The organism is Acinetobacter sp. CY05, assembly GCF_059515805.1.
This window is the reverse complement of the sequence record NZ_JCAKMW010000031.1, coordinates 1-25,346: the sequence shown is the minus strand read 5'-3', so window position 1 is coordinate 25,346 and position 25,346 is coordinate 1. Positions and strand designations below refer to the sequence as shown.

The following is a 25,346-nucleotide window of genomic DNA, read 5'->3' as shown; positions in this document are numbered from 1 at the left end:
AGACCACCTGTTAAGCCACCTAAAAGATCAGTCACTAGGTCAAGCGATAACAAGCCGTTCGTTAAACCACCTAGAAGATTGGTTACGAAGTCTAGAGATAATAAACCACCAGTTAAACCACCTAAAAGATCAGTTACTAAATCAAGTGACAATAAGCCATTTGTTAAGCCACCTAAAAGATCAGTCACTAAATCAAGCGATAACAAGCCATTTGTTAGGCCACCAACTAGATCAGTCACTAGGTCAAGCGATAACAAGCCGTTGGTTAAACCACCGATTAGGTTAGTCACTAAATCAAGTGGAAGTAGACCACCTGTTAAGCCACCTAAAAGATCAGTCACTAGGTCAAGCGATAACAAGCCGTTCGTTAAACCACCTAGAAGATTGGTTACGAAGTCTAGAGATAATAAACCACCAGTTAAACCACCTAAAAGATCAGTTACTAAATCAAGTGACAATAAGCCATTTGTTAAGCCACCTAAAAGATCAGTCACTAAATCAAGCGATAACAAGCCATTTGTTAGGCCACCAACTAGATCAGTCACTAGGTCAAGCGATAACAAGCCGTTGGTTAAACCACCGATTAGGTTAGTCACTAAATCAAGTGGAAGTAGACCACCTGTTAAGCCACCTAAAAGATCAGTTACTAGGTCAAGTGACAACAAGCCATTCGTTAAACCACCTAGAAGATTGGTTACGAAATCTAGTGATAATAGACCACCAGTTAAACCGCCAAGTAAATTAGTAACAAGATCGAGTGGAAGTAAACCGCCTGTTAAGCCACCCAACAAGCCATCCGCTAGATCTAAAGACAAGAGTCCTTGCGTTAAGCCTTCAACCAGTTTAGTCACTAGATCTAATGATAAAATACCGCCGTTTACGCCGCCCAGTAAGTTACCAATAAAATCTAAAGACAGAATGCCGTTAGTTAGACCATCAACGAGATGATTTAATACACCTAATGACAATAAACCACTCGTTAAACCACCTAAAAGGTCAGTGACGAGTTTAATTGGTAATACACCCTCTGTTAAACCTTGTAGTAATTTAACCAATAAGTTATTTGCAAATAATGCATCTGCAACATGGTCAACTACATCTGTAGTTTTATCCACTAAACCGTCAACGGTTTGCGTTAAACCACCTACTACACGATCGATGCCATCTAATGAAATACCACCTAACAAACCGCCTAACACATCCGTCAAGCCATCAACGAGCACATCTACCGCATCTGTCAACTTATCCGTCACATTATCAACGGTATTGGTTAATGTTTTTACTGTCTCGTTAAGAGAAGTTAAGCCTAAACCGCTAAAAATATTGGTAACAAGATCGGCAGGTAATTTACCTTCTACAACTTGATCGAAAAGGGTTGTTGCAAGCGCTGGTGAAAGTTTACCTGAGTCAATACCTTGTACAATGCCTTCAGCAAACGTTGCTGACACTGCACCAACTTTCACTTGTTGTGCTAAGTTATTGAATAATGGCGTAGCGACCTTACCATTATTCACACTTGAAATCGCTGACTCTACTGCAGTTTTTGACAAACCCGCTTGTGTAAGTTCTGACTTAAGCTCTGCAATTGGATCACTCTTTTTATTAAATAGATTACCGGTAAGCGTCTGTAATGTCGTGCTCAGCACGTATGAGATTGGCGATGTGATGAGACCGAGGATTTTGACGATCATGGTTATACCCTTGTTTATAGCTTTGAGTTTAGTTTGTTATGAAGTGGTACCACAAAGTTTTAATATGCTTGATTTACTTAGATGGTCATTCGATTCTACAAAATTATTTAACAATTTTAATACCTTTTTGTATCAATTTTATTAAAAAATAAATAAATCAAATCTTATTTGAATAATGAAGATTACTTATATAATATTTCAAAAAAATTAAATAAATAAATTTAATAAATTTCAACAACTTAAATTAATAAAATAAGTATCTTATATAATAAAAAACAAAAAAACATATCAGCTTATGATAATAAAAGGGACATAAAGAATGAATATTTTGACGAGAAAATCGAATAAAGATCACAATAAAAAACTCAAGATTGCGACCATTTTCACATAAAAAATTGGTATTTTGTAACATACAGATGTTTAGATTAATTTGATATTTCCTTCGATTATATCCCATAAACTTTATAGGGATTTAATCTGCATAAAATCATTTAAGTTTAATGAATAGATTATCAATATATATACGATTGTATGATTTAAATATTATTTTTGAGGTGTATCCAGCAAATTAAAAAAAAGATGAGCACTGGTGCTCATCTTTTAGCCTCTAGCCTTAGAGTAACTCTTTACGTAATTGCTCTGGCGATTTAATCGATAATAAACCAGGCGCTACATCAAATGCCGTTTTGGCACCGTATTGTTGCATTTGGTTTAAACGATAGCAGGCACGTGAATATGCCACTAAAACACTCGCTGTAAATTCTGGATTACTGTCGAGTTTTAAAGAGAACTCCATCACCTGTGATTGTGCATCACTGGTATTGCCACTGCGAATCACAAATCCACCGTGTGGCATACGTTGATGATCACGTTTTAAGGTCTCTTCATCAATAAAGTTCACTGTAGTGTTATAGTCCGCAAAATAATCCGGCATAGTGACAATCGCCTGCTCTACTGCAGCTGCATCTGCCCCTGCTTCAAGCACCACATAGCACTCACGTGTATGTTTATCTTTGGTGCTTAATGTTGGGCGTGAACCACTACGGACTTGATTCATGGCATCTGTAGATGGAATCGTGTATTGCACACCAGCCTTCACACCCTCTACACGGCGAATCGCATCTGAATGACCTTGGCTTAAGCCTTTGCCCCAGAAGGTATACGTTTCGCCATCAGGCAGTAATGCTTCACCAAATAAACGGTTGATTGAGAACATACCAGGATCCCAACCAATTGAGATCATCGCTGTCTTTTTATTGGCAGTCGCTGGTGCATCTACGGCTGCATAATATTCTGGAATACGTGCATGCGTATCAAAACTGTCCACAATATTAAATTGGCTGGCCAACACTGGACCTTGTTGTGGTAAATCGTCTTTAGAACCACCACATAAGATTAAAACATCAATCTTATCTTGGAAATCTGCCAGTGAATCCATGTGGAATACAGCTGTTTCAGCAAAACAAGGAGAAACCGTTTCAGGAGAGCGGCGTGTGAAAATACCCACGAGGGTGAGATCTGGATTTTTTTGAATCGCTGTTTCAACGCCACGACCCAAATTGCCATAGCCGGCAATACCAATGCGAATAAGATTTTGCATAAAGATAAGTTACTTCATGAGAATGGGACAAGAATGCACTCAATCACGCTTCTGCTAGTGATCGAATTGAGTTGTGTTGGATACGCTTTTAAGAAGTTTAAAAGCGCACCTTTAACATAACCGCACCAATATACAGCACTTTTTATAAATTTAAACCGCTAATCAAATGTGTAGGTTTAGATTTTTATTGATCTAAGTTCTGGTTTATTAAACGCTTAACAGCGGCTTGCCCTTCAATTACAGCCGAGATCGCTTCACGTGTCAGGTGCTTTTAAACATGCAGTTACAGCGCTGACCTCGCTTAAAGCCTGCAGTGGCACTTCAGCCCAAGCTCACCCCTGATAACAACCATTTGAGACCCTCTATTGAGGCTCTCCAATAGTCACCGTTTCAATTAACACTGAGCTCGAATGCAAAGCAGATCACTTGACGATGATCAGCTGAGATCAGGCACTACTTAACCCAGTCATAAAACAATAAAGCGATGCTCCACTCTCGCTTAAATCACAACGACGATTAACGCTCCCATCGTTTATTTGTGCATTCTTACATGTCATTCAATAGTGACCACATCCTCAAGCAATTTCATCGTGATCTCATTTATCATGATAAGACATCGCTATAAATTTCGGCCTATGTGCATCTGGCCAATCGCAGCATTCATCCATAGATGTTATAGATCAGCCTCAAACTCCATTCTTTTTGCCGTATTCACTGCAATATCGCGCTGTGTGAGTTTAGATACAGCATATAAGGACGCATGAATACCAGAAGAAATACCAGCAGCCGTGATGATCTTCCCTTGATCTACATATCTGACGCCTTTAAGGACAGTGATCTCCGGATATTGCGTCTCTAAACGCGCTAGATCCATCCAATGGGTGGTCGCTTCTAGGCCATTGAGTAAACCTGTTTCTGCTAAGATAAAAGCGCCAGTGCAAATTGAACATGTAAGCTGTGTGGTTTGATGTGTTGCCTTGATCCACGCTAACAGTTCATTGTTGTATAACTCGACTGTTTCAGCACCTAAGCCACCTGGGATCACCAAAATATCGATGTGTGGCGCTTGGGCCAACAGATAATCGCTTTTCACCACCAAACCATTTCGTGCTGAAATTTCATGTTTTTGTGCCACAGTAAAAACATGAAAAAGTTTTTGATGGGCATCATCTGTGGTAATGGCAAAGACCTCATAAGGTCCAGCAAAATCGAGTACTTCCACTTCATCAAATAATAAGATGCCGACGTTCATGTTTTCATCGCTATTGTTATGTCATGATGTGTAAAGCATACAGACACATCATGTCCTAAGGCTATAGATTGATTCAGCTTTTTCTTATCTATCTATCCTTCAATCATCGATCGAGAGGTTTTACGCAGTTACACCCCACTCTTACACCAGCACAGTGCGTTACATCCGCACATGATTTTGCTTTTCTATTCAAGCTATGTCATTTATGTCATTTATGTCATTTATGTCATCGCGACACTTTAAATGCCGGTCCATCACACCTAACCTACAAGCTTTTATTCTGCCCCAACAGCCACTCTTTTTTTATTCCCTAAGATCTGGGCCCTCCAATTGAACAACAATTAAAGAGCGCGTGCGTTATAAAGCTGATTATACTGACCCTAGGCCATGCGTACCGCACCACCAACTTTCCTTAGCAAAACAAAAACCTGCCTTCCCTAGCTGATGGGCTACTCTTGCTGGATCGAATATAAAAATTTAAACGATATTGAAGCGTGGAGATGAAAGAGATACTTTCCACTCCATTGATTCAAACTTTAGAGATACATACAAAATTCGCATTTAATCCGCTCTCCTGTATTTGACCATCAGCAATTTAAAGCCTCATCTATTGAACTCAAACAAATGTGTTGATTCATCATGTGTATAGGAGATAGAGGCCGCTCTATTTCAAAGGCGCATTTTTAAAATCATGTGTCAGCTGATCATGCCATCGCGTGATATGCTGAGTGCTGCTGTGCCATTGCACACAGCTGATGTGATTCATCATCTGAGCTCACCTAGTTATGACTCGATGACTGCTCCGCGACCACTTAGATTTTAAGTAGATTAAGCCTCATGTGGCCACCTATATATGCTTTGTCCCTAATCCACTTGCTCATAGGCAAAGCTGTACGCCCTTCAATCCTTGATGGTAGACCGCTCATGCTCTGTTATCACTTGCATCCGCTGTGATATGTCTTGTGTCATATATAAGTGTAGACATTAGATACTCTTCCAAGACCACTTTTTATAGCAAAACCACTTTGAAAGCAGCAACAGCGTAGATTCATATTGGCTTACCCCCCTAAGCTCGACGAGGCCAGCTCTCATCATTCATAGATCACGGCGTATCACCTCGAACCCTGATCAGCACTTCAAGATAGATGAGCATATTAATCCGCCGAATCAACTCTCCCTTGCTCAATACAATGTACTTATATAGGCTTAATCACACTGATGCAGTCTCTTGACATCAGTCTTAACTTGGATGATCTGAACCACGTGCGTCTACAATCTCGAACCGCTTGTTCCCGAGGACATACAACCTTGCCATGAGATGACTCAACTACAACCTGATCATGCTACCTACCTCTCCCCTCGATCCGCTTGTTATAGAGTATCCTGCTATGCTTGTGCCCAACTGCCCTTAAGCTCAGCAATCAACCGTTAACCTGCCGAAAACTCGCTCCATATCAACGCTAATGTAGCTATGCTTAAGTGATTTATGCCTCAGTTAATTGACTTGCGATCATCCCTACACCTCTAAGCTTTAATTCACCCATAACCCAATGCAGCATTGCGTGTATAGAAATAGCGGCATGTATTCTTTTCACCATGATCATGACTGGCTACACATCTGGTGATGTCTATAGTCTGGATCCAATTGGCGTCCCCATCTCAATGGATCTACGCTACTCAGGCTTTAAACATAAGGTTACTTTAGCTGTTTTTCTTTCTCTAGCTCTAGCTCGACAGCGACACAAATCTTTTTGTCTAATAGCGTACTGATCTTATCCCTAGAAAATCAGCCCAAAATGGTGTTTCAAACAGCATTTCTTATTTGATCTAGTGTGAGTATGTCCATCATGACCTGAGCAGCGATGAGATCAACAGTATTTAGACAACACACGTGCTATACCTGCTGCATAATCAAGCTGTGCTTAACCCTCATTTTAGACATCCCCCCCTGCGCAGTAGTCAGCTCTGGCATGAGGCTCAGTGTTGAGTCGGTGTGTGACCTAAGGCTCAAGCATTGCTTTGAAGCAGGCACTAAAATGGTGCTACATAGATCTATCAGCTCAGCGTCATCGCCATAAACCGAAAATGATTTGGTCAGATGGGTGTTGCCCTTAAGCCTTAGTTGGAGCGTAGCCATAAAATCGCGTCTCTTGCATAGACTTCATAATGCTTAGACATGATTGTTGGCTATTCAAATATAAACCATTCATGTCATGCGGGTTCACTTATACTGACCGAACCTGTAGTCACGGCGCCCAATGATCTAAATGTCTACATGCAGTATAGTCCTCTCTCCTGCGTATGCCATCAGTTTTCAACCATATATGGGCTTCAGTGAGATAGACTAGACCGAGTAGGCACTCACCATTTTATGGTCATGATCAGATTCGCGTTGCTCATGATCTGCGCTATGGGTTGGTTATGGTCCATCATCGGGCATAACTGCTTATTTTTTAACTTATTGTCAGCCATAACTTACTACAGTTTAGGTTTCTAGAGGCTAGTTTAGTCACTGATGCTGCCCTAAAATGAATTTTCATTTTATGTCATTGATTTACTCTTGTTTATGAATAACCCGAACAGTCGATTAAAAATGGTTAGTGCCGCAGTCAACGTATTCAAAGCTGATCATAAAATCAAACATGCTGTACAACATCTGGTTTCCCAACATCCCCTCACCCAAAGCGTTAAACAGATCAAATTGTCGCACCCCATGTTAGATCTGAGTCTTAAAAATCACCGAGATTAAGATCTCTCATCCTCTGGATGTCATGAAATCTAAAGGACGTCTTTCTTCCCTCTTTTGAGCTTATATCGATCTAATCTAGGTGATGGTTTATGTATGAGGTTTCATCTCGCGCTTTACCCATCTGCCTGCTGGATGAGCTGTGCTTTGTGTTGCACTTCATGGTTCAGCTATGTTTGGGATTTTAATGATGCTTGTTCAGTGGATTGTAGCGTCGTAGTGCTTATTTTTAGATTAAGTGAATGATCTTGATTCAATTCCATGGCACCTTATCCAGCTTGTTGCAGGTTGTCCACATGCAGCTGTGATTGACTGATTTTGTGTCATCATCCCATCATCGCAATGGATGGTCTTTCTTATATGTTCTGCTCAAGGGAATTGGTCTGGATAAGTCATTTTATGTGCCAGTTGGGTTTTGGACTGAATGGCAAATTTCTTTTTTAAATTGGCCACATGTACCTCTACCGTACGATGCGACAGTCCCAGTTGTCTTGCAATTTGTTTACAGCTATAACCATTGACCACCCATTGGCTGATTTCTTTTTCACGTGGGGTCAGTTGAACTTCAGTTTGAGTGGCTTCCGCTTCAAAATGCCAAATGATCTGCGCAAAGGGATCCTCAGGAGTTAAGCTACGGGCATGGGTTTTGACCCAAAATAATGTGCCATTTTTATGGCGCATAAAACGCTGATCCGAATAGAAGCCGTTTTGTGCAGACATCACCCCTTGCCATGCTTGGCTGCCAATCATGTCGTAGTCTTGGTCACTTGGAAATAAAATCCGCATGTTTTGGCCCATCAGCGCCGATTTTTCATAACCAAATAACGCTAAAAATGCCTGATTGGCATGTTGGATCTGCCGGTGACTTAACAGCACGAGCGCGGCTGGGGCAAGCTCAAAAAGCAGATCATGTTGCATGGCTCCTCCTCTGTCCTGATGAAACACTACTTAAGTATTTAAGTAAATTGACCCAAGCTTGAAAAAGATGCAAGTTTAAAGGCATTGGGTAAAACAATAATAGCTGCCCAACAATACAAAAGAATCACAATGAGGATGTAGATATGGCTGAACAGGCACGTTCAAGCCACCGGCTGGCAGGTGTGTCCAGTATGGTGGGGACCACGATTGAGTGGTATGACTTTTTTATTTATGGTGCAGCGGCGGCGCTGATTTTTAATAAACTGTTTTTTCCGAATTTGGATCCGTTAACCGGGGTGTTGGCTGCTTTTGCGACCTATGCAGTGGGTTTTATTGGGCGGCCTTTGGGCGGAATTGTTTTTGGGCACTTTGGTGACAAAGTGGGGCGTAAGTCGATGTTGATGCTGACATTGGTGTTAATGGGCATTCCTACAATTTTGATTGGCTTATTACCCACTTATGAGTCAATTGGTTATTGGGCGACCGTATGCTTGGTGATTTTGCGTTTTGTCCAAGGAATGGCCATGGGAGGTGAATGGGGCGGCGCCGTACTTATGGCAGTAGAACATGCCCCTGAAGGTAAAAAAGGCTTTTGGGGCAGTTTGCCGCAGGCCAGTGCCGGTGCTGGATTAATGCTGGCTTCGATTGCTTTGGCTTTGGTGTCGTTGTTACCTGAAGCGGCTTTATTTAGTTGGGGCTGGCGCTTGCCCTTTTTAGCCAGCGTGCTTCTCTTGGGTGTGGGGTGGTATATCCGGGTTAAAGTGCCAGAGTCACCTGACTTTGAGAAAGTCAAACATGAGACAAAAGAGATTAAAGTTCCTGCATTACAAGTGTTTAAGCATCATCCTAAAGAGTTAATTACGATTATTGTGGCGCGTGCAGCAGAAAATGCCTGGTTTTATATTGCCTCTACCTTTGCGCTGGCTTATGCCACCACGCAACTCAATATTGCCCGTCAGGAGGTGTTATTTGCCATTGTCTGTGGTGCAGCACTCTCTATCTTTGTTACGCCATTGTGCGGGCATCTTTCCGATAAAGTCGGTCAGCGGCGTTTATTTCTATTCGGCTTAGGCATTTTAGCACTGTATTGCTACCCGTTCTTTATGATGCTCAATAGCCAAAATCCATTCTTCATTTGGTTGGCGTTCTTTCTGGCCATTGGTGTGGTGTTTCCAATTATGTACGCTCCGGAATCAATGTTATTTGCACGGCAATTTCCAGCGCAAATCCGTTATAGCGGTATTTCGATTTCGGTACAATTTGCAGGTGTGCTGGGTGGGGGGTTAGCGCCTCTTATTGCCACAAAATTGCTTAGCCTTAATCACGGACAACCCACTTGGGTGATGCTGTACATTGTCGGTATGGCCATGCTTGCGATTATTTGTACTTTATATATGAAGTCTGATCGGCATTATCAAACTCTTGTTGAACCGCTTAGTCCCACCACTTCAACATCAGAGCTTAAGTCATAGCTGACTTCTACCTCTGTTAGGCAATCCAAGATCCTCGTGCTGCCATGAGGGTCTTTTTTTATAGCTTGAAAAGCCAGTTGCAACACCCTTATACATCAGCTTGAGTGCTATATGTCTTTACTTATTGTTGAAAATAAAAATTTAATTTTTACATTCAGAATGACAAAGGTTAAATACTTAAATAATTAATTATATTATTTTTTTAATAAATCTTATGTCTATGGTAGTTTGATTTTTAATATTATCAGTTTTAAGCAGATCAAGTGCCCTCTTTACGCTTTGTATTCAGCTGATATCTGAATAACGAATTTGCAACCAATTTTCTGTCTTTTCTGTCTTTACATTAGCGCCACAACTTCTAGACTGAGACAAATCATCACTTATTTTTATACTATTAATAAAAATAAGTTTTAATAAAGATGCGTCTAGTATAAGGAACGGTAGTCGCTTAAACACGACAGAAGGATAAACATATGGGTCATGATAAAAACTATATTTTCAAACGTGAAGCGAACACGGAGCCAGTTTTTTTATCCGGTATTCAAGCTTTAGTTGAATTACCCAAATTACAAATTCAACTTGATCAATCTCAGAACTTAAAAACGGCTGGGTTAATTAGCGGCTATCGTGGTTCGCCTTTAGGTGGCTATGATCAAATGTTATGGAAACATGAAGCCGAATTAAAAAAACTTAACATTGTTTTTCAACCCGGGCTGAATGAAGATTTAGCAGCGACCGCATTATGGGGTACCCAAATGCAAGCTGCTTTCGGTCCTAGCCGCTATCAAGGTGTTTTTGGCATTTGGTATGGTAAGGGTCCAGGTATTGATCGAAGTGGTGATGTGTTTCGTACCGCAAATATGTTTGGTACTGCACCAATGGGCGGGGTCTTAGCCGTAGCAGGAGACGATCACACTGCTCAATCTTCTACCTTTCCACATCAAAGTGACGGCATTTTCCAAGCGGTTGCTATGCCAATTTTACAACCGAGTAACGTGGCTGAAGTGATTCATTTTGGCTTAGCAGGAATTGCCATGTCTCGTTATTCAGGGCTTTGGGTCGCACTCAAAACAGTGGCTGATGTGATTGAAGCTGCTGCAACGCTACGCTTAAATGAATTACCTGTATTCTTGAGCCCCGCAAAAAATGACACATTACTCAATTGGGACCAGAACTTACAATGGCCAGCACAGCGCTTTGAATTAGAGAAACGTTTGATTGAACATAAGTTACCTGCAGCTAAAGCGTGGGCACGTTTAAACCGCATAGATCGCAAAATCCATATGGCTAGTCTACCCCATTATGCCATTGTCACTGTAGGTAAGGCACATCAAGATCTTATGCAAGCCTTAAGTTATTTAGGATTGGATGAAAAATTAGACTACTACGGTATTTCAATTTATAAAGTAGGTATGTCATGGCCACTTGAAGATCAGGGCATGCTTGAATTTATCCATGGCCATAAAAAGGTTCTAGTAATTGAAGAAAAACGTAGTATCGTCGAAAGCCAGCTGAAAGAAATTCTCTACCATAGCCATTACAAACCACAAATTTTTGGTAAATACACCCCAGATGGTGATCTTTTTTTGCCTGAAACCGGTGAATATTCAACCCAGTTAGTGGCTGAAAAAATCTTTCAATTTCTAGAGCAGCCTGTAGGATTGCAACACAAAATTCAAGCTTTAGAGCAAACGACTCTTTTAGCACCTGAAACCCAAAAGCGTACTCCATTTTTTTGTTCTGGTTGTCCGCATAACACCTCCACACAAATACCCGAGGGCGCTATTGCAGGTGCTGGGATCGGCTGTCATATTATGGCACTCATGATGCCAGAGCGTAATACGCATACCTTTAGTCAAATGGGTGGTGAAGGCATGCATTGGGTTGGTGCTGCACCATTTTCCAACACGGCGCATATTTTTCAAAATCTTGGTGATGGCACTTATGAACATTCTGGCATTTTAGCCATTCGTGCAGCCATTGCAGCAAAGACTAATATTACCTTTAAAATTTTATATAACGATGCAGTCGCCATGACGGGTGGTCAACCTGCAGAAGGCAATAATGATCCAGCTCGAATATCTAGGCAACTCGCTGCTGAAGGCGTAGAACATCTGTGTTTAATTTCAGAGCAACCTGAACGTTGGCAAGATCGGGATGATCTGGCAAAAAATTGTCAAATATTCCATCGCGACGAACTGACTTCAATTCAACAACAATACCAACACTATCAGGGCGTAAGCGCGATTATTTACGACCAAACCTGTGCTGCTGAAAAAAGACGTCGTCGCAAACATCAGACATTGGCCACCTCTCATAAACGTGCATTTATTTATGATCGCGTCTGTGAAGGCTGTGGTGACTGTTCTGTACAATCTAATTGTATTTCTATTGAGCCCATTCATACGGCCCAAGGGATTAAACGCAAAGTCAATCAATCCAGCTGTAACCAAGATTTGTCCTGTTTAAAAGGCTTTTGCCCAAGCTTTATTGAAGTAGAAGGTGCAGAATTAAAACATGATGCACCTGAGACATTGGACTATCAGCGCTATTTAAATACCCTGCCTAATATCCATCTACCGCATATACCTCGGCAGAACTATAACATTTTGTTTTCTGGCGTAGGGGGTACAGGCGTACTCACTATTGCTGCACTGGTAGGCAAGGCAACTGTGGCAGATCATCATGCGGCAAGCGTCTTAGATTTTACCGGTTTATCACAAAAAAATGGCGCGGTTTTTAGTCAGGTACGTTTAGCCAAACAGCAAGAACAGATTTTATCTTCTCGTGTAGGCAGCAAAGAAGCACATCTATTAATGGCCAATGATCTGGTCGCTGCCTCGACAAGTGATATGTTACAACGTTTACAACTTAATAGTCATGTGGTCATCAATCTTGATTTGGTGCCTACTGCAGCGTTTGTACATAATCGTGATCATGTATTAAATGTTGATGAATTGATCATGCGAGTAAAACATGTGGTTAATGATTCACATATTTATATGCTACATGCCAACCAACTTTGCGAAAAAATTTTTGCTGAAACCACCTTTGCCCATATTTTAATGTTAGGTTTTGCTTGGCAAAAGGCCCTGATTCCAATTTCTTTGCAAGCATTAGAAAGTAGCATGCAACATATGCCAAGTGTTGAAAAAAATTGGGCTGCTTTTTCATGGGGACGCATCATTGCCGAGCACCCTGAACTTGAACAACAACTGTTGTCTGTTAAAGACACGAACGAGCAATATTTATCTGCTAGCGAGCAAGTTCAAAACTATGCTAAGCAGCTTAAAGATTATCAAAATGTCCAATATGCTCAGCGTTATTTAAATTTTATGCATGATGCACAAAAACGTCTGGCTCATTATGATATTGATCAACAATTAATACGCAGTATTGCAAGCAATTTATATCGTCTCATGGCATACAAAGATGAATATGAAGTGGCTCGCCTATATAGTCAGCCAGAGTTCCAAGAAAAGCTAAAAGCACAATTTAGTAGTGTCAAAAATATGAGCTTGTGGCTCGCGCCACCTCTATTGAGTCGCGTAGATCCTAGCACTGGACGACCTAAAAAAATCAAATTTGGCACATGGATATTAAAGCTTATGCCAATTTTGGCGCAATTTAAATGGTTGCGTGGTCAATGGTTTGATCCACTTGGAAAAAATCCTGAACGCATTGCCGAACGTCAGCTTATTCAAGACTATATGCAATTGGTCAACGAGGTAATTGATCACTTGGATCCTGCTGATTTGCAGCAAGCAGTTGAGATTTGTAATCTAGTCAATAACGTGCGTGGTTTCGGTCCCGTTAAAATGCAGGCTTTGCAAGATTATCAAGTGGAAGTAAAAAATATGCTCACGCGTTATCAACAGAGAAAGCGCCTCATTCCTCTCATCACTGAAGCTTAATCGACTTAAACCTATGCTGGTACTCAGCATAGGTTTTTTAATTTAAAATATTAAATATTGAGAGCAAGATCATATAATTTTCACCTCGCTCTTATTTCCAAGCCATAAGGAATTGAGTTCTTCTAAAGTACTAAAAATAAAGAATTTATTAAAATAAAAAGCCTTAATAACTTATCAAGCACTTAAATTGATCATTTTTTAATCAAAAAAACCATTTATACATATATATCAAAGCTAAAACTGCCATATTTATCCACAATAGCTGTGGATAAACTTGTTTCTAACTTATTTATACAGTTTTTTCTGCAGCTCGATCTTGGTAAAAATATTAAGCTCACATCTGCCTATTTTAATTTAAAAATCACATAACGCTGTAGCAAGTGTTCATAGAAAGTCTCTATTGGGAATAGATAGCATTTTCTGTCATTGTTTTTAAATAGAGAGAGGTATTTGCAGAAAAACCTCCCTACGACTACACCATTTTATGCGTTATATATGCAATGATTTCATATCAATCACAAAGCGGTATTTCACATCACTTTTTAGCATACGTTCATAAGCCAAATTAATGTCTTGCATGGCAATCACCTCAACATCTGAAACAATATTGTGTTCACCACAAAAATCTAATAACTCTTGCGTTTCTGCAATACCACCAATTAAAGAACCTGCAATGGATTTCCGTCCTAATATCATAGGGACAGAATGTGCGCTAATTTCCCCTAAATAACCCACTAATACTAGGCTACCATTGAGTGCTAAGGTAGGAATATAAGGTTTTAAATCGTGATCATAAGGCACAGTATCAATAATTAAATCAAACTGATTATTGACCGCTTGCATTTGTAACTCATCTGTCGAAAGCACAACATGATCTGCACCCAGAGCTCTAGCATCCGCTTCTTTATGAGGTGAGCGACTGAATAAAGTAACTTCTGCACCTAATGCATGCGCCAGTTTGATTGCCATATGACCAAGACCACCTAAGCCAACTATAGCTACTTTAGAATGCGCACCTATCTTCCAGTGACGTAATGGTGACCAAGTAGTAATGCCGGCGCATAACAAGGGTGCTACAGCTTGAGCAGATAAATTTTCAGGAACTTTAAGTACAAAATCTTGGCTACAGATAATACGCTGCGCATAGCCACCATAAGTGGGTGTTTGATCGTGCCGGTCTAAGCTACCATAAGTGCCTGTATTGCCCTCTTCACAGTACTGCTCTAATCCTGTATGGCAGGCAGAACAGGTGCGACAAGAATCAACCATACAACCAATACCAACCAAATCTCCGATTTGATATTTAGTCACTGCTGGGCCAATTTTCTTCACACGCCCTACAACCTCATGGCCTGGCACAAGTGGGTAATGGCTAAATCCCCAATCATTACGTGCTTGATGCAAATCAGAGTGACAGACACCACAATATTCAATTGCAATAACCACATCATCCGCACGCATTTTACGTTGTTGAAAATGAAAAGGTTGTAATGGAGTATTTGCATCAAGTGCGGCATAGGCATAAATCATTTCAGTCATTATCACGTCATCCAATGTTTTAAGGTTAGGATTTAACTTAGCGTGTTTTGATCTGTTTTGCCTAGCATTTAATGAGTAGATCAATAGTTTATAATATATTTTTCAAATGGATTATCCATATTGTGATGTCGAAAGATTTTTAAAAAATTTCGCTGCGGAATTGATTCATTTTAAGTATGAGCTTTTCTTGTGGAAATTTAGCTAATAGCTTACTGTCATTGCTAAACTTAAATCAAATTGAAACCTCAAGGAGCTAGAACATGTTTGATCAACTGACAATAATTTATTTTAGTTGTTAATTCATTGCTTAATCGTTAGGAATCAATGAAATTTAAAATTCTCATGAAAAATACACATTTATATGACTAGCTTAGTAAGAGGCAAGAGAATCCTCTCTATCTCAACTTGAGAAATGCCTTCTCCTCCTTCGATTGGTTCATATTCAATTCAATCATCGTTTCTTGAATAGTTTTTAAAATCACGGGAGAAAATTCTGCAGATCTTTGTAATTTTTCAGTCCATGCGTAGGGCGATAAATTCATTTCTTTGCTGATTCTTAAGGAACTTATGTTTAAATTTTCTAAAAATCGGCGCATAAAGATATAGCCGTTGAAATCACAATCTTTAAAAACAGGAGTACCATCTGTATAGCAACGTTCTAAAAGTGATATAGGTAAAGGTAAATTTTCTGCTAGATTTGTATGCTTTGCTAAATAAGCTAATCTGTGCCAAATATGTGTATAAGGTACGTTATATACGTTTTTCTCTAGTTCATCTTTTGTACTAGGTAAGGGTGTTAAATATTTTTCCCCCTTACCTTCACGCATTAAGCGTTCTAAGCAGTTGGTCATACCCTCTAAATACCAACGATTCTTAAATTGTGCATAGCCATATTGATAAAGATGAAAAATTTCGTGACATACTACCGTCCACCTGTCCGGAAAACCCTCAAGTTGAGGGTTTAAATAAATACTGAGTCCACATCCAGACTGATGACCATGATAATTATATAAAGGTTTTTCATAAGCGATCCCATTTTTGGTACCAATATTTCTAACATAAATATCTATGTAGTGGGCTCGGTCTCTATACCGATCGCTCATTAAGGGATGCAAAAACCCTAGATAGCTCAAGGTGTCTATAGTTGTAGTCGCTTGTATAGCAATATTTTCAATGTAATCTGGGATTTGATTTTGGTTTGTACTTTTCCAGTCTAATAAAGCATGTTTACTTGTTATTTTATCAGTATAAAAAATTCGCACCTCATTTTTTATATAAACTTGGTTTATATTTTTAGGTACCCTTATGGTTACACTACATTTTGTATTCACAAAAATTGGAAGTCGTCCTAAAGGATTTATACTAGACATATTCATTAAATATAAAGATGATTTTATTTTCACCATCAACCTCTCAGACATTTAATTTTATTAGAAAAATATTTTTTATATACCTCAAATCACACTTGAATATTTCCAAAATTGATAATATATTTTTAACAGCCTTAAATTTTTATATTTAAATTGTAGCTTTATAGAGCTAAAATCAAATTAAACTCTACAGCTATAATTTTTTAAATTAAATCAACTAAAATAAAAAATTAATTATTTCAATAATGTAAAATATAAGTCAAATTCAGCTATATCATCCACATTATTTATTAAAGACAATTAATAGTATTCTAATATAAATTTATCTATAAAATTTGCAAGAAAAGTATTTTTAACTTTTCTTGCTTTAAGTTAACTTAATTTTTAGAAAAATAAAAATTATCTTTAACATATTGATTTAAACCGGTACTATTCGACCCTTTAAACAATATGCTTGATCCATCTTCAACTACACTTCCTAATATATGATTAAGGTTTTCAAAATTTTCAGCATTTACTACCTTATCATTAATGATTTCTAATTTTTTAAAGATTTCTCCAAGGAGGACAACTTTATCAAAATCAAGCGTATTAATTAAATCAACAATCTCTCTATGATAGCCTAAACTAAAATCTCCAAGTTCAAGCATTTCAGAGATTACAACAATTTTCTTATTCGTATTTAATCTATTAAAATTTGTGATAGCAAGCTTCATCGAGCTTGGATTTGCATTATAACTTTCATCGATTACTGTAATATTTTTATGATTAAACACTGTATTTAAAACTTTACCTCGACCATGCACTTTTTTGACAGCATTCAATTTAAATAAACTTTCTTTCCATCGATCTGGAAATAAAATTTTCAGTACCGCAATTATACCTAAATAGTTGAGCCTAAGCTCAGGAGCCTGCTCATTTACATTGATTTTTTCTTTAACTTGATCAATTTGTATAATCATACCATCTTCATTATGCTCAATGATTTTAGCATCAGCATCTGAATTCATAGCATAAGTGTACACCCTAACATGATCAGGTACAAAGGACATCATGTATTCAAAATACTCAACATCTTTATTGATGACCAAGACAGAACCTTCAGGTAAATACTTAAAAGCTGCTGCCTTACGCTCAGCAATTGCTTTCATGCTGCCAATCTTCTCAATATGAGCAGGTGCAAGAGTAGTAAACAAGCATATATGAGGTCGTAAAATTTGGTGTGAAATAGCACCTATAGGTTCGTCATTAATTGTTCCGGCCCCAGCTACCTCAAATACTGCATGATTTTGATTGTTAATCTGCGTCATCCCATTTGCAATATAAAATGGGGTGTTTCCTTTCAAATTAATTAATGTATCAGAGTCAAGTGATTTAATCATTTGTGCCAATAATGTCGAAACAGATGTCTTTCCTACACTACCTGTGACCGTATAAATTTTTCCACTAAATTCTTGTCTAAATGCATGTGCTAATTCAATTAAAAATTTATCTACATCATTGATACGTATAAAATTCGTTTGCTGTAGTAGGTTTTCATCTTGGATAGGATCACCAGCATATAATACAATCTTTATTTTCTCTATATTTTTTCTAATCGAAGATAAACCCATTCCTACTTTGCTATACTTATTCTTTAAAAACACAATATTATGATTTGATTTTAATGGCGTATTGTCAATAACAAGTTTACAATTACCAACTAGTTTCTCTTTGATATAAGATATATTATTACGTGTATTCAATATTGTTTTTAAATAATTTATTCTAGTTAATGCTCTCTCAAATTCAAAGTATTTTGACCCAGGAAAGCTATTAATTTCAAATAGCCAAACGTGACCTGTTTCATCAATACCCAAATCTATACCTAAAGAATCAATTTCCTTAGCATAAAATTTTTGAAAATCTCTTGGCAAATTCAAGCCAATATCTTGGATCTTTTTATAGATATTCAGATATTTTTCTGGAAAATGATGTTTTAAAAATAACTTACCATCTGCCATACTACCACCTGCAGACAAGTTAGCTACTAATGCTTCACCCGCACTAATACGAGCATATATTTTAGTTACTTCCCATTCACGTTTCCCATTTCTTTGTACATGAACACGTAAATCAAAAGCTTGATTGTGTGTTGTTAGAGAAGAAATGTATTTTTGACATATAATATTGCGTCCTTTAATTTTATCCTCATAAAAACTAGAAAAATCTTCTTCTGAAAAGTAGTGTATATTTCCGCCATCATTGATTTTATACCTGCGATCCTCCCACAGTATAAATTGAATGTTTTTTCCTTGATTACCCCCAACTGGTTTGATGACAACATACTTATTATTCAAAATGAAAGTTCGTAATTGTGCTTCATTTTTTATCATTTCATAAGGAATGATAATATCTTTGTACTGTGGTAAGGATTCAATCAATTGAGTTGTTTTTAACTTCCCACCTAAAATTTGTGTCGTAAGATAACAATATTGACTTAGTTCATTAATAATCACTTTATTTTTTAATGAACGAACATCATTATCAATAACGTAGGGATAATCAACTTGTTGTCTAACCCACTGATCATTAATTAACGTATAAGCTTTTACTTTTTTATTACCTATATCTATATCATTTAAAGTAAAGTAATAAAATTTTAGACCTCTTATTTGGGAGATATATGCCATCGCTTTGGCTTTTGGACCTGGTGAGCCAATTGCTCGTAACATACCAATACTATTATTCATGTTATTGTTCTCTTATTTCTCAAAATAGTTTAAGTATGCGACATAACCAGATAAATTATGTTCTTGATCATCAATTCGTGTTCTAAAACGGTCATGACGAACGTAAAAAGCATTAAGAACTTTACTAGGCTTAGCCATATACATAGCCACTTCCGGATAGAAAATCCCAGTGCGTTGATACTCTACGCGATGCTCAATGACATTTTTTAATTCTTCAAAATTTGCTTTTTCAAAAAGCTCATCCTGTCCTTGTGCTTTAAGTTTAGATACCATTTTATACGCAGACATTAACATTTCTAAGAAAGTTGCATAAGCTGTTCTACGATTACGGATAAAGTTAAGGTGCTGTAAATAATTATTTAAGCCAAATTCATAGTATTTTTTTTCTGGATTAATTTTAATTAATTCATTAGTGCAATAACTGAGCCAATGGTCATGATACTTATGATAAGATTTAGCAATAAAATTATCAAACATCTGTTTCACTGTATTTAAAAGCACAGTATCATTATTAAGTTGATATAAGCGTAATAGGCCTAGCGCTGCTTCACCATCATAATAAATAATACGAAACTCTTCTTTAACCTCTAGACTTGGGTATAAAAGCACATGTGTGGTTTGCCCATTTTTATCAATCATACTACGTATACCATTAGCAATTTTTTCTGCATAGATTTGATATTTATTATTGCCCGTAGTTTCTTGATATTTTGCAAGCATCATTACAGCTGCAGCATTGGATCCAAGCTTAATTTCTAGATCACTACCCATATGATCGATCATATGTGCTGTATTTTTATTCACTTCTTTATAAAAATTTTCTAAAGCGTAATCGATTGCTTTATGGATGTTATCCCAGTAATGAGGCTGATCTTTGACTTCAAACGTCTCAATTAAAGCATAGACTGATGTGCAATGACGTACGGTATTATAGTCTCTTAATTCTCGATTATATGCAGGAAAGTAACCGTATACAAAACGTCCGTTTTCTTGAATCTCGTTATGTAGAAAATCGGCATTTTTAAGTACAATATCACGAATATGATCTTTCTTATTACCTTCTAAATAACGTACACCGTTTTGAGCACCTGTAGATTGTAATGGTACTAATTTTTGATTTTCGTAGAAACTCGCAATTGTATCGAAAGTCCATACCTTTGTAATTTTATCTAATTCAAAAACTTTAGAAATATTTGGATATTTAGCTTTAACTGCACTATTTAAATTTTTTTGATCAAAGAAATTTGGCTGACTATACGTCAGACCTTTAATAATTGCTCTACCATAAATTTCTTGCTCTAAAAAGCAGATATTAAATTTAGGGTCAAAGCTAATCCCTTTGCGATAATGATTATTGTGTGGCTGCTTATGTACCTCATTCACAACTTGTTGCCATGGTTTTTCTTCTACATTAACTGCGATATCAAATTTCAGAAACTCAGGTAAATATCGATTCTTTTCATAATATTGATCAATAAACTTCATGATTCGTTTAATTAGAACTTGAGGTTCTGGATCTGAACTTGACCAAACTTTGCAGCGCTCGTTTACTGTGCCGTAAGAGAAAAATAAAGTATATAAAGCTTGTTTTTGAATTAAAAAGTTTTCAAGTAACCATACTTTAAGTTTTTCTTTAAGAACTAAAACATGAGAAAAATTTTTGATGCTCAAAACTGTCATGGGGGGACTCACCGAATGTTTTTATATGTATCCATTTTTTATTAATATAACATAGCGAATACATAGCATATAAAGATAAATGTTTCTTTTTATAAATAAAAAAGAGGTCCCGAAGGACCTCTTTTTTTTAAAAAACTATATTAGTACAACGATGGATTAACTTTTAATAGCTCTTCTAACGTTGCTGCATCATCAAATGTAGCTACTGGTTCTACATATGCAGATGTTGGTGATGTTACAGAGGCTGGAATACTTAAATCAATCTCTTCATCTGGTGTAGAGATAGAGGTGATATTTCCAGTTTGCTCATTATCACTAATTACTGCACTAAGATCATTTGGATTATAACCTGTAGTGAAAGTATCCCATACATTCTCTTCATTTGATTCCACATCTAATAATAATGATGTGTCATCATTGTTCAAGAAGAAGGCTGCACGGGCCCCTACAGCAGGCATAGCTGCCAGATTATCACTAATCAATTCGATACTGATTGAAGCTGTATCTGTTTGGCCAGTAATATCCGTTAGTGTGTAAATGAACTCCTCCGTATTACCCCACACATTTGTTGCAGTTGATGCGGTATATGTGTAAGTACCATTGTTATTCAACACTAACGTACCGTAGTCACCAACGATACTTACGCTGGTCGTACTTTGTACCTCACCATTAACATAGAGATGACCATTTTCAATAACGTAAGTATTCGCTCCTTGTACAATCTCAAGCTTCGCGAAATCTGAAGCTGTGTCATTGCCTAAGATGTCACCTGTTACTGAATACGCTCCTGGTACAACTGGCTCATACTCATTAAGCATGGTTTCATCTACTGTGACTACAGCAGGATCTACCGTGAATGCACCATTATTAGATGGTGTTGTGATAGCTGTTCCAGCTCCTGTGGTTACATTGGTCACATTATAGCTAATTGTATACGTACCAGCAGGTAAGTTCGTAAAATCAGCTGTGGCGATATAGTCATTATAACTAGAACTTAATAGATTACTATCACGTACCAACGAGCCACTCTCGATCACACCATTTGGTCCAGTAATCGTGTAGGTCGCTGTCACGGTGCCCCACGAATTGGCTGTAAGCCCAACAGCAGGAGCTAACCCAACATTGATTAATGCTGTACCCGTTACTGTTGTGTCAGAATCTACCGTAAATGACTGTGAACCAGTAAATCTATTAGTAAAGGTACGTGTATAAGCACCAAGAATTGCATTACTGTCAGTAAATGACGTTGTTACTGCTCCAGTGGTGGTAATTGGTACAATTACGTCTTCATTTACTACATTACGCACAGCAATGGTGAGGTTTTCTACATCATCTACCGCATCAAAACTTGGTAATGTGCCATCTTGCCCAGGACTTTCATTGTCCCAAACAACACCTAAACCATCAGCATCAATACGAATATTGAGTACCGCAGTGTCAGTATGGTAGTCATCTTTAATGGTATAAGTGAAACTATCCACCTTACCGTAAGATGCCGGATCACCATTGCCAATATATTCAAATGAACCATCAGCTTTGATAACCAACTTACCATGCTGGCCATTGATTGTAGTTCCTGCTGCAGTTACAGGTAGTGAACTTACAGTTTCTGATGCAATCAATGATATAACCGCTGTATCACCATGAGACTCTGCTGCCCAATCATCATTTAATGAAACATTGCCATTCACACGACCAAAATCATGAAGCGTTGAATCAGTAATTGTGATTGTGCTGCTTGCTAATACACCACTACTTGCAACTAAGCCAATCAATTGACTTGCTATACCACTTGTTTCAGTTGTAGAGAAAGCTACAGTGTAGGTACCTGGAGGTAAGTCATTAAACTGTACATTGGTTGCTGAAATAACGTTAGTAATCAGACCGAATTCCGGATCCAATGGATTTAGGCTACCCACTAATGATGGGGTAATTGTTACCGCATTTGAAGCAGTTTGAACAATTTCACCAGTCAGAAGATCAATTACAAGTAAATCAGCATATGCACTGTATCCACCACCAGTAATTAAACTCAAGATACCATCAATGGCACCACCAATCGCTGTAAGACTTAGCGAACCTGTAGTACCAGTCGCATTGACAGTAATATCCTGTGCACTATTGTCAGCAACATTAAATACTAAAGCATTACCACTTGGGAACAAGTCGACTGAGATAATATCTCCTATCACTCCTGCATTTGCTAGAGCAAATGAGTTACCTGATTCTCCATTCAAGTTATCTTCAACATTCTGAGCCAATGCCGTATACAAATCATTAGTTGCAGAAATATCTTGTGGAATAACTCCATCTTGCGTTGGGTTATTATCATTCCATTCTACAGTCACACCATCTTTCGTAATACGAATATTAAGATTAGCAGTATCTGTATGTGTTCCATCACTAATGGTGTAAGTAAAGGTATCTACTTTACCAACCGCATCTACTGTTGGGTCTACTTGATAAGAGTACGAGCCATCAGAACTAATCGACAATGTACCATGCTGTCCGTTAATAATTACTGGTGCACCTGGAGCAACATTCTGAGGAGTAGTAATCGTTTCTGAAGCAATCGCCACTACCGTTGCTGTCGCTATCGGTGTATGTAATTCTCCCTCAATATCATCATTTGTTAATACATTACCCGAGAGTTCAGTCATATTATGTTGCACTGAATCTACAATAGTAATGTCTACATTTGATAACAAACCTGTGCCAGCAATGAGACCAACAATTGTTGCAATAAAACCATCAGTTTCAGTGGTTGATAAAGCAACTGTATAATCTCCTGGAGGTAATCCTTCAAAATTAACACCTGTTGCAGAGATAGAGGTTGTAATCACTCCTAAATTGGTAAAATCAACTAACTGAGGTGTTAAAGTCACTGAATCCTGAGCAACAGCAACAATTTCACCAGTAGTTCGATCAATGACTAAGAGATCTGCAGTACCACTAAATGATTGACCAAGCAATAAAGCTGAAATTAGACCATCTAAAGCACCGGCAACAGCACCTATACTCAGAGAACCTGTATTACCAGAAACGTCAACCGTAATATCCTGAGTTGTATTAGGATTTACAGTGAAATTAAGCTCAGAACTAGACGGTAATAAGGTTACATCAATAATACCTGCTATTGCATCCGCACTTAATAATGCAAAAGAGTCACCTGTTTCACCATTTAAGTTATCTAATACATCTGTATTGGTCTGATTCACTGTCTCCAAATCATCAACTGCTTCAATATCAGCATCGCCATCCGCGTCGCCGTCCGCGTCACCATCAGCATCGCCATCTGCGTCGCCATCAGCATCGCCATCAGCATCGCCGTCCGCGTCGCCATCAGCATCGCCGTCTGCGTCGCCATCAGCATCGCCATCTGCGTCGCCATCAGCATCGCCGTCCGCGTCACCATCAGCATCGCCATCTGCGTCGCCATCAGCATCGCCGTCCGCGTCACCATCAGCATCGCCGTCCGCGTCGCCATCAGCATCGCCGTCTGCGTCGCCATCAGCATCGCCGTCCGCGTCGCCATCAGCATCGCCGTCTGCGTCGCCATCAGCATCGCCATCTGCGTCGCCATCAGCATCGCCGTCCGCGTCGCCATCAGCATCGCCGTCCGCGTCACCATCAGCATCGCCATCTGCGTCGCCATCAGCATCGCCGTCCGCGTCGCCATCAGCATCGCCGTCTGCGTCACCATCAGCATCGCCATCAGCATCGCCGTCCGCGTCACCATCAGCATCGCCGTCTGCGTCGCCATCAGCGTCGCCATCAGCATCGCCGTCTGCGTCACCATCAGCATCGCCGTCCGCGTCGCCATCCGCGTCACCATCAGCATCGCCATCTGCGTCGCCATCAGCATCGCCATCTGCGTCGCCATCAGCATCGCCATCAGCATCGCCGTCTGCGTCACCATCAGCATCGCCGTCTGCGTCACCATCCGCGTCGCCATCAGCATCGCCGTCCGCGTCACCATCAGCATCGCCATCTGCGTCGCCATCAGCATCGCCATCCGCGTCGCCATCAGCATCGCCGTCTGCGTCACCATCAGCATCGCCGTCTGCGTCACCATCAGCATCGCCGTCCGCGTCGCCATCAGCATCGCCATCAGCATCGCCGTCCGCGTCGCCATCAGCATCGCCGTCCGCGTCGCCATCAGCATCGCCATCTGCGTCGCCATCAGCATCGCCGTCCGCGTCGCCATCCGCATCGCCATCTGCGTCGCCATCAGCATCGCCGTCTGCGTCACCATCTGCGTCGCCATCTGCGTCGCCGTCCGCGTCGCCATCAGCATCGCCGTCTGCGTCGCCATCAGCATCGCCGTCTGCGTCGCCATCAGCATCGCCATCTGCGTCGCCATCAGCATCGCCGTCCGCGTCACCATCAGCATCGCCGTCCGCGTCGCCATCAGCATCGCCGTCTGCGTCGC

11 protein-coding genes and 1 pseudogene are annotated in these 25,346 nt (G+C 39.3%); 2 read left to right on the top strand and 10 right to left on the bottom strand.

The features are described 5' to 3' along the window. From AC5YCD_RS14495 to AC5YCD_RS14480, 4 genes and pseudogenes are all read right to left on the bottom strand, one after another. A pseudogene (locus AC5YCD_RS14495) lies at positions 1-1,691 on the bottom strand (hypothetical protein); the annotation flags it as partial. Positions 1,692-2,304: 613 nt separating this feature from the next. Further along, entirely contained in the window at positions 2,305-3,291 is a 987-nt protein-coding gene (locus tag AC5YCD_RS14490; RefSeq protein ID WP_496130710.1) for a diaminopimelate dehydrogenase, read from the bottom strand. Between the two features lie 673 nt (positions 3,292-3,964). Further along, on the bottom strand, positions 3,965-4,543 hold the full coding sequence (locus tag AC5YCD_RS14485) for a DJ-1/PfpI family protein (protein WP_496130709.1): 579 nt from the start codon (positions 4,541-4,543) through the stop codon (positions 3,965-3,967). 3,115 nt (positions 4,544-7,658) lie between these two features. After that, entirely contained in the window at positions 7,659-8,207 is a 549-nt protein-coding gene (locus tag AC5YCD_RS14480) for a helix-turn-helix transcriptional regulator (protein ID WP_496130708.1), read from the bottom strand. Between the two features lie 143 nt (positions 8,208-8,350). Here AC5YCD_RS14480 and AC5YCD_RS14475 point away from each other — a divergent pair, with 143 nt between their 5' ends. After that, entirely contained in the window at positions 8,351-9,679 is a 1,329-nt protein-coding gene (locus AC5YCD_RS14475) for an MFS transporter (protein ID WP_496130707.1), read from the top strand. A gap of 473 nt (positions 9,680-10,152) precedes the next feature. Continuing rightward, positions 10,153-13,593, top strand: a complete 3,441-nt coding sequence (locus tag AC5YCD_RS14470; protein WP_496130706.1) for an indolepyruvate ferredoxin oxidoreductase family protein — start codon at positions 10,153-10,155, stop codon at positions 13,591-13,593. Between the two features lie 489 nt (positions 13,594-14,082). On the opposite strand, the gene AC5YCD_RS14465 is transcribed toward AC5YCD_RS14470, so the two are convergent. The 6 genes from AC5YCD_RS14465 to AC5YCD_RS14440 form a co-directional block, all read right to left on the bottom strand. Next, positions 14,083-15,132, bottom strand: coding sequence for an NAD(P)-dependent alcohol dehydrogenase (locus AC5YCD_RS14465; protein WP_496130705.1), 1,050 nt, complete (start codon positions 15,130-15,132; stop codon positions 14,083-14,085). Positions 15,133-15,527: 395 nt separating this feature from the next. Next, positions 15,528-16,553: a hypothetical protein gene (locus tag AC5YCD_RS14460; RefSeq protein WP_496130704.1), complete on the bottom strand. Its 1,026-nt coding sequence runs from the start codon at positions 16,551-16,553 to the stop codon at positions 15,528-15,530. A gap of 326 nt (positions 16,554-16,879) precedes the next feature. Continuing rightward, complete coding sequence (locus AC5YCD_RS14455) at positions 16,880-19,234, bottom strand: YheC/YheD family protein (RefSeq protein ID WP_496130703.1); 2,355 nt, start codon at positions 19,232-19,234, stop codon at positions 16,880-16,882. A 12-nt stretch (positions 19,235-19,246) separates the two neighbouring features. Continuing rightward, positions 19,247-20,914, bottom strand: a complete 1,668-nt coding sequence (locus tag AC5YCD_RS14450; RefSeq protein ID WP_496130702.1) for a poly alpha-glucosyltransferase — start codon at positions 20,912-20,914, stop codon at positions 19,247-19,249. A 140-nt stretch (positions 20,915-21,054) separates the two neighbouring features. Beyond that, on the bottom strand, positions 21,055-24,132 hold the full coding sequence (locus AC5YCD_RS14445) for a beta strand repeat-containing protein (RefSeq protein WP_496130701.1): 3,078 nt from the start codon (positions 24,130-24,132) through the stop codon (positions 21,055-21,057). Beyond that, a partial coding sequence (locus AC5YCD_RS14440) for a hypothetical protein (protein WP_496130700.1) occupies positions 24,129-25,346 on the bottom strand: 1,218 nt, incomplete at its 5' end. The genes AC5YCD_RS14440 and AC5YCD_RS14445, both read right to left, overlap by 4 nt.

Bases quoted from the DNA above. Each gene is read 5' to 3' on its own strand.
- AC5YCD_RS14450 (WP_496130702.1), bottom strand. From the start codon at position 20,914: ATGACAGTTTTGAGCATCAAAAATTTTTCTCATGTTTTAGTTCTTAAA.
- AC5YCD_RS14485 (WP_496130709.1), bottom strand. From the start codon at position 4,543: ATGAACGTCGGCATCTTATTATTTGATGAAGTGGAAGTACTCGATTTT.
- AC5YCD_RS14460 (WP_496130704.1), bottom strand. From the start codon at position 16,553: ATGTCTGAGAGGTTGATGGTGAAAATAAAATCATCTTTATATTTAATG.
- AC5YCD_RS14465 (WP_496130705.1), bottom strand. From the start codon at position 15,132: ATGACTGAAATGATTTATGCCTATGCCGCACTTGATGCAAATACTCCA.
- AC5YCD_RS14480 (WP_496130708.1), bottom strand. From the start codon at position 8,207: ATGCAACATGATCTGCTTTTTGAGCTTGCCCCAGCCGCGCTCGTGCTG.
- AC5YCD_RS14470 (WP_496130706.1), top strand. From the start codon at position 10,153: ATGGGTCATGATAAAAACTATATTTTCAAACGTGAAGCGAACACGGAG.
- AC5YCD_RS14490 (WP_496130710.1), bottom strand. From the start codon at position 3,291: ATGCAAAATCTTATTCGCATTGGTATTGCCGGCTATGGCAATTTGGGT.
- AC5YCD_RS14475 (WP_496130707.1), top strand. From the start codon at position 8,351: ATGGCTGAACAGGCACGTTCAAGCCACCGGCTGGCAGGTGTGTCCAGT.
- AC5YCD_RS14455 (WP_496130703.1), bottom strand. From the start codon at position 19,234: ATGAATAATAGTATTGGTATGTTACGAGCAATTGGCTCACCAGGTCCA.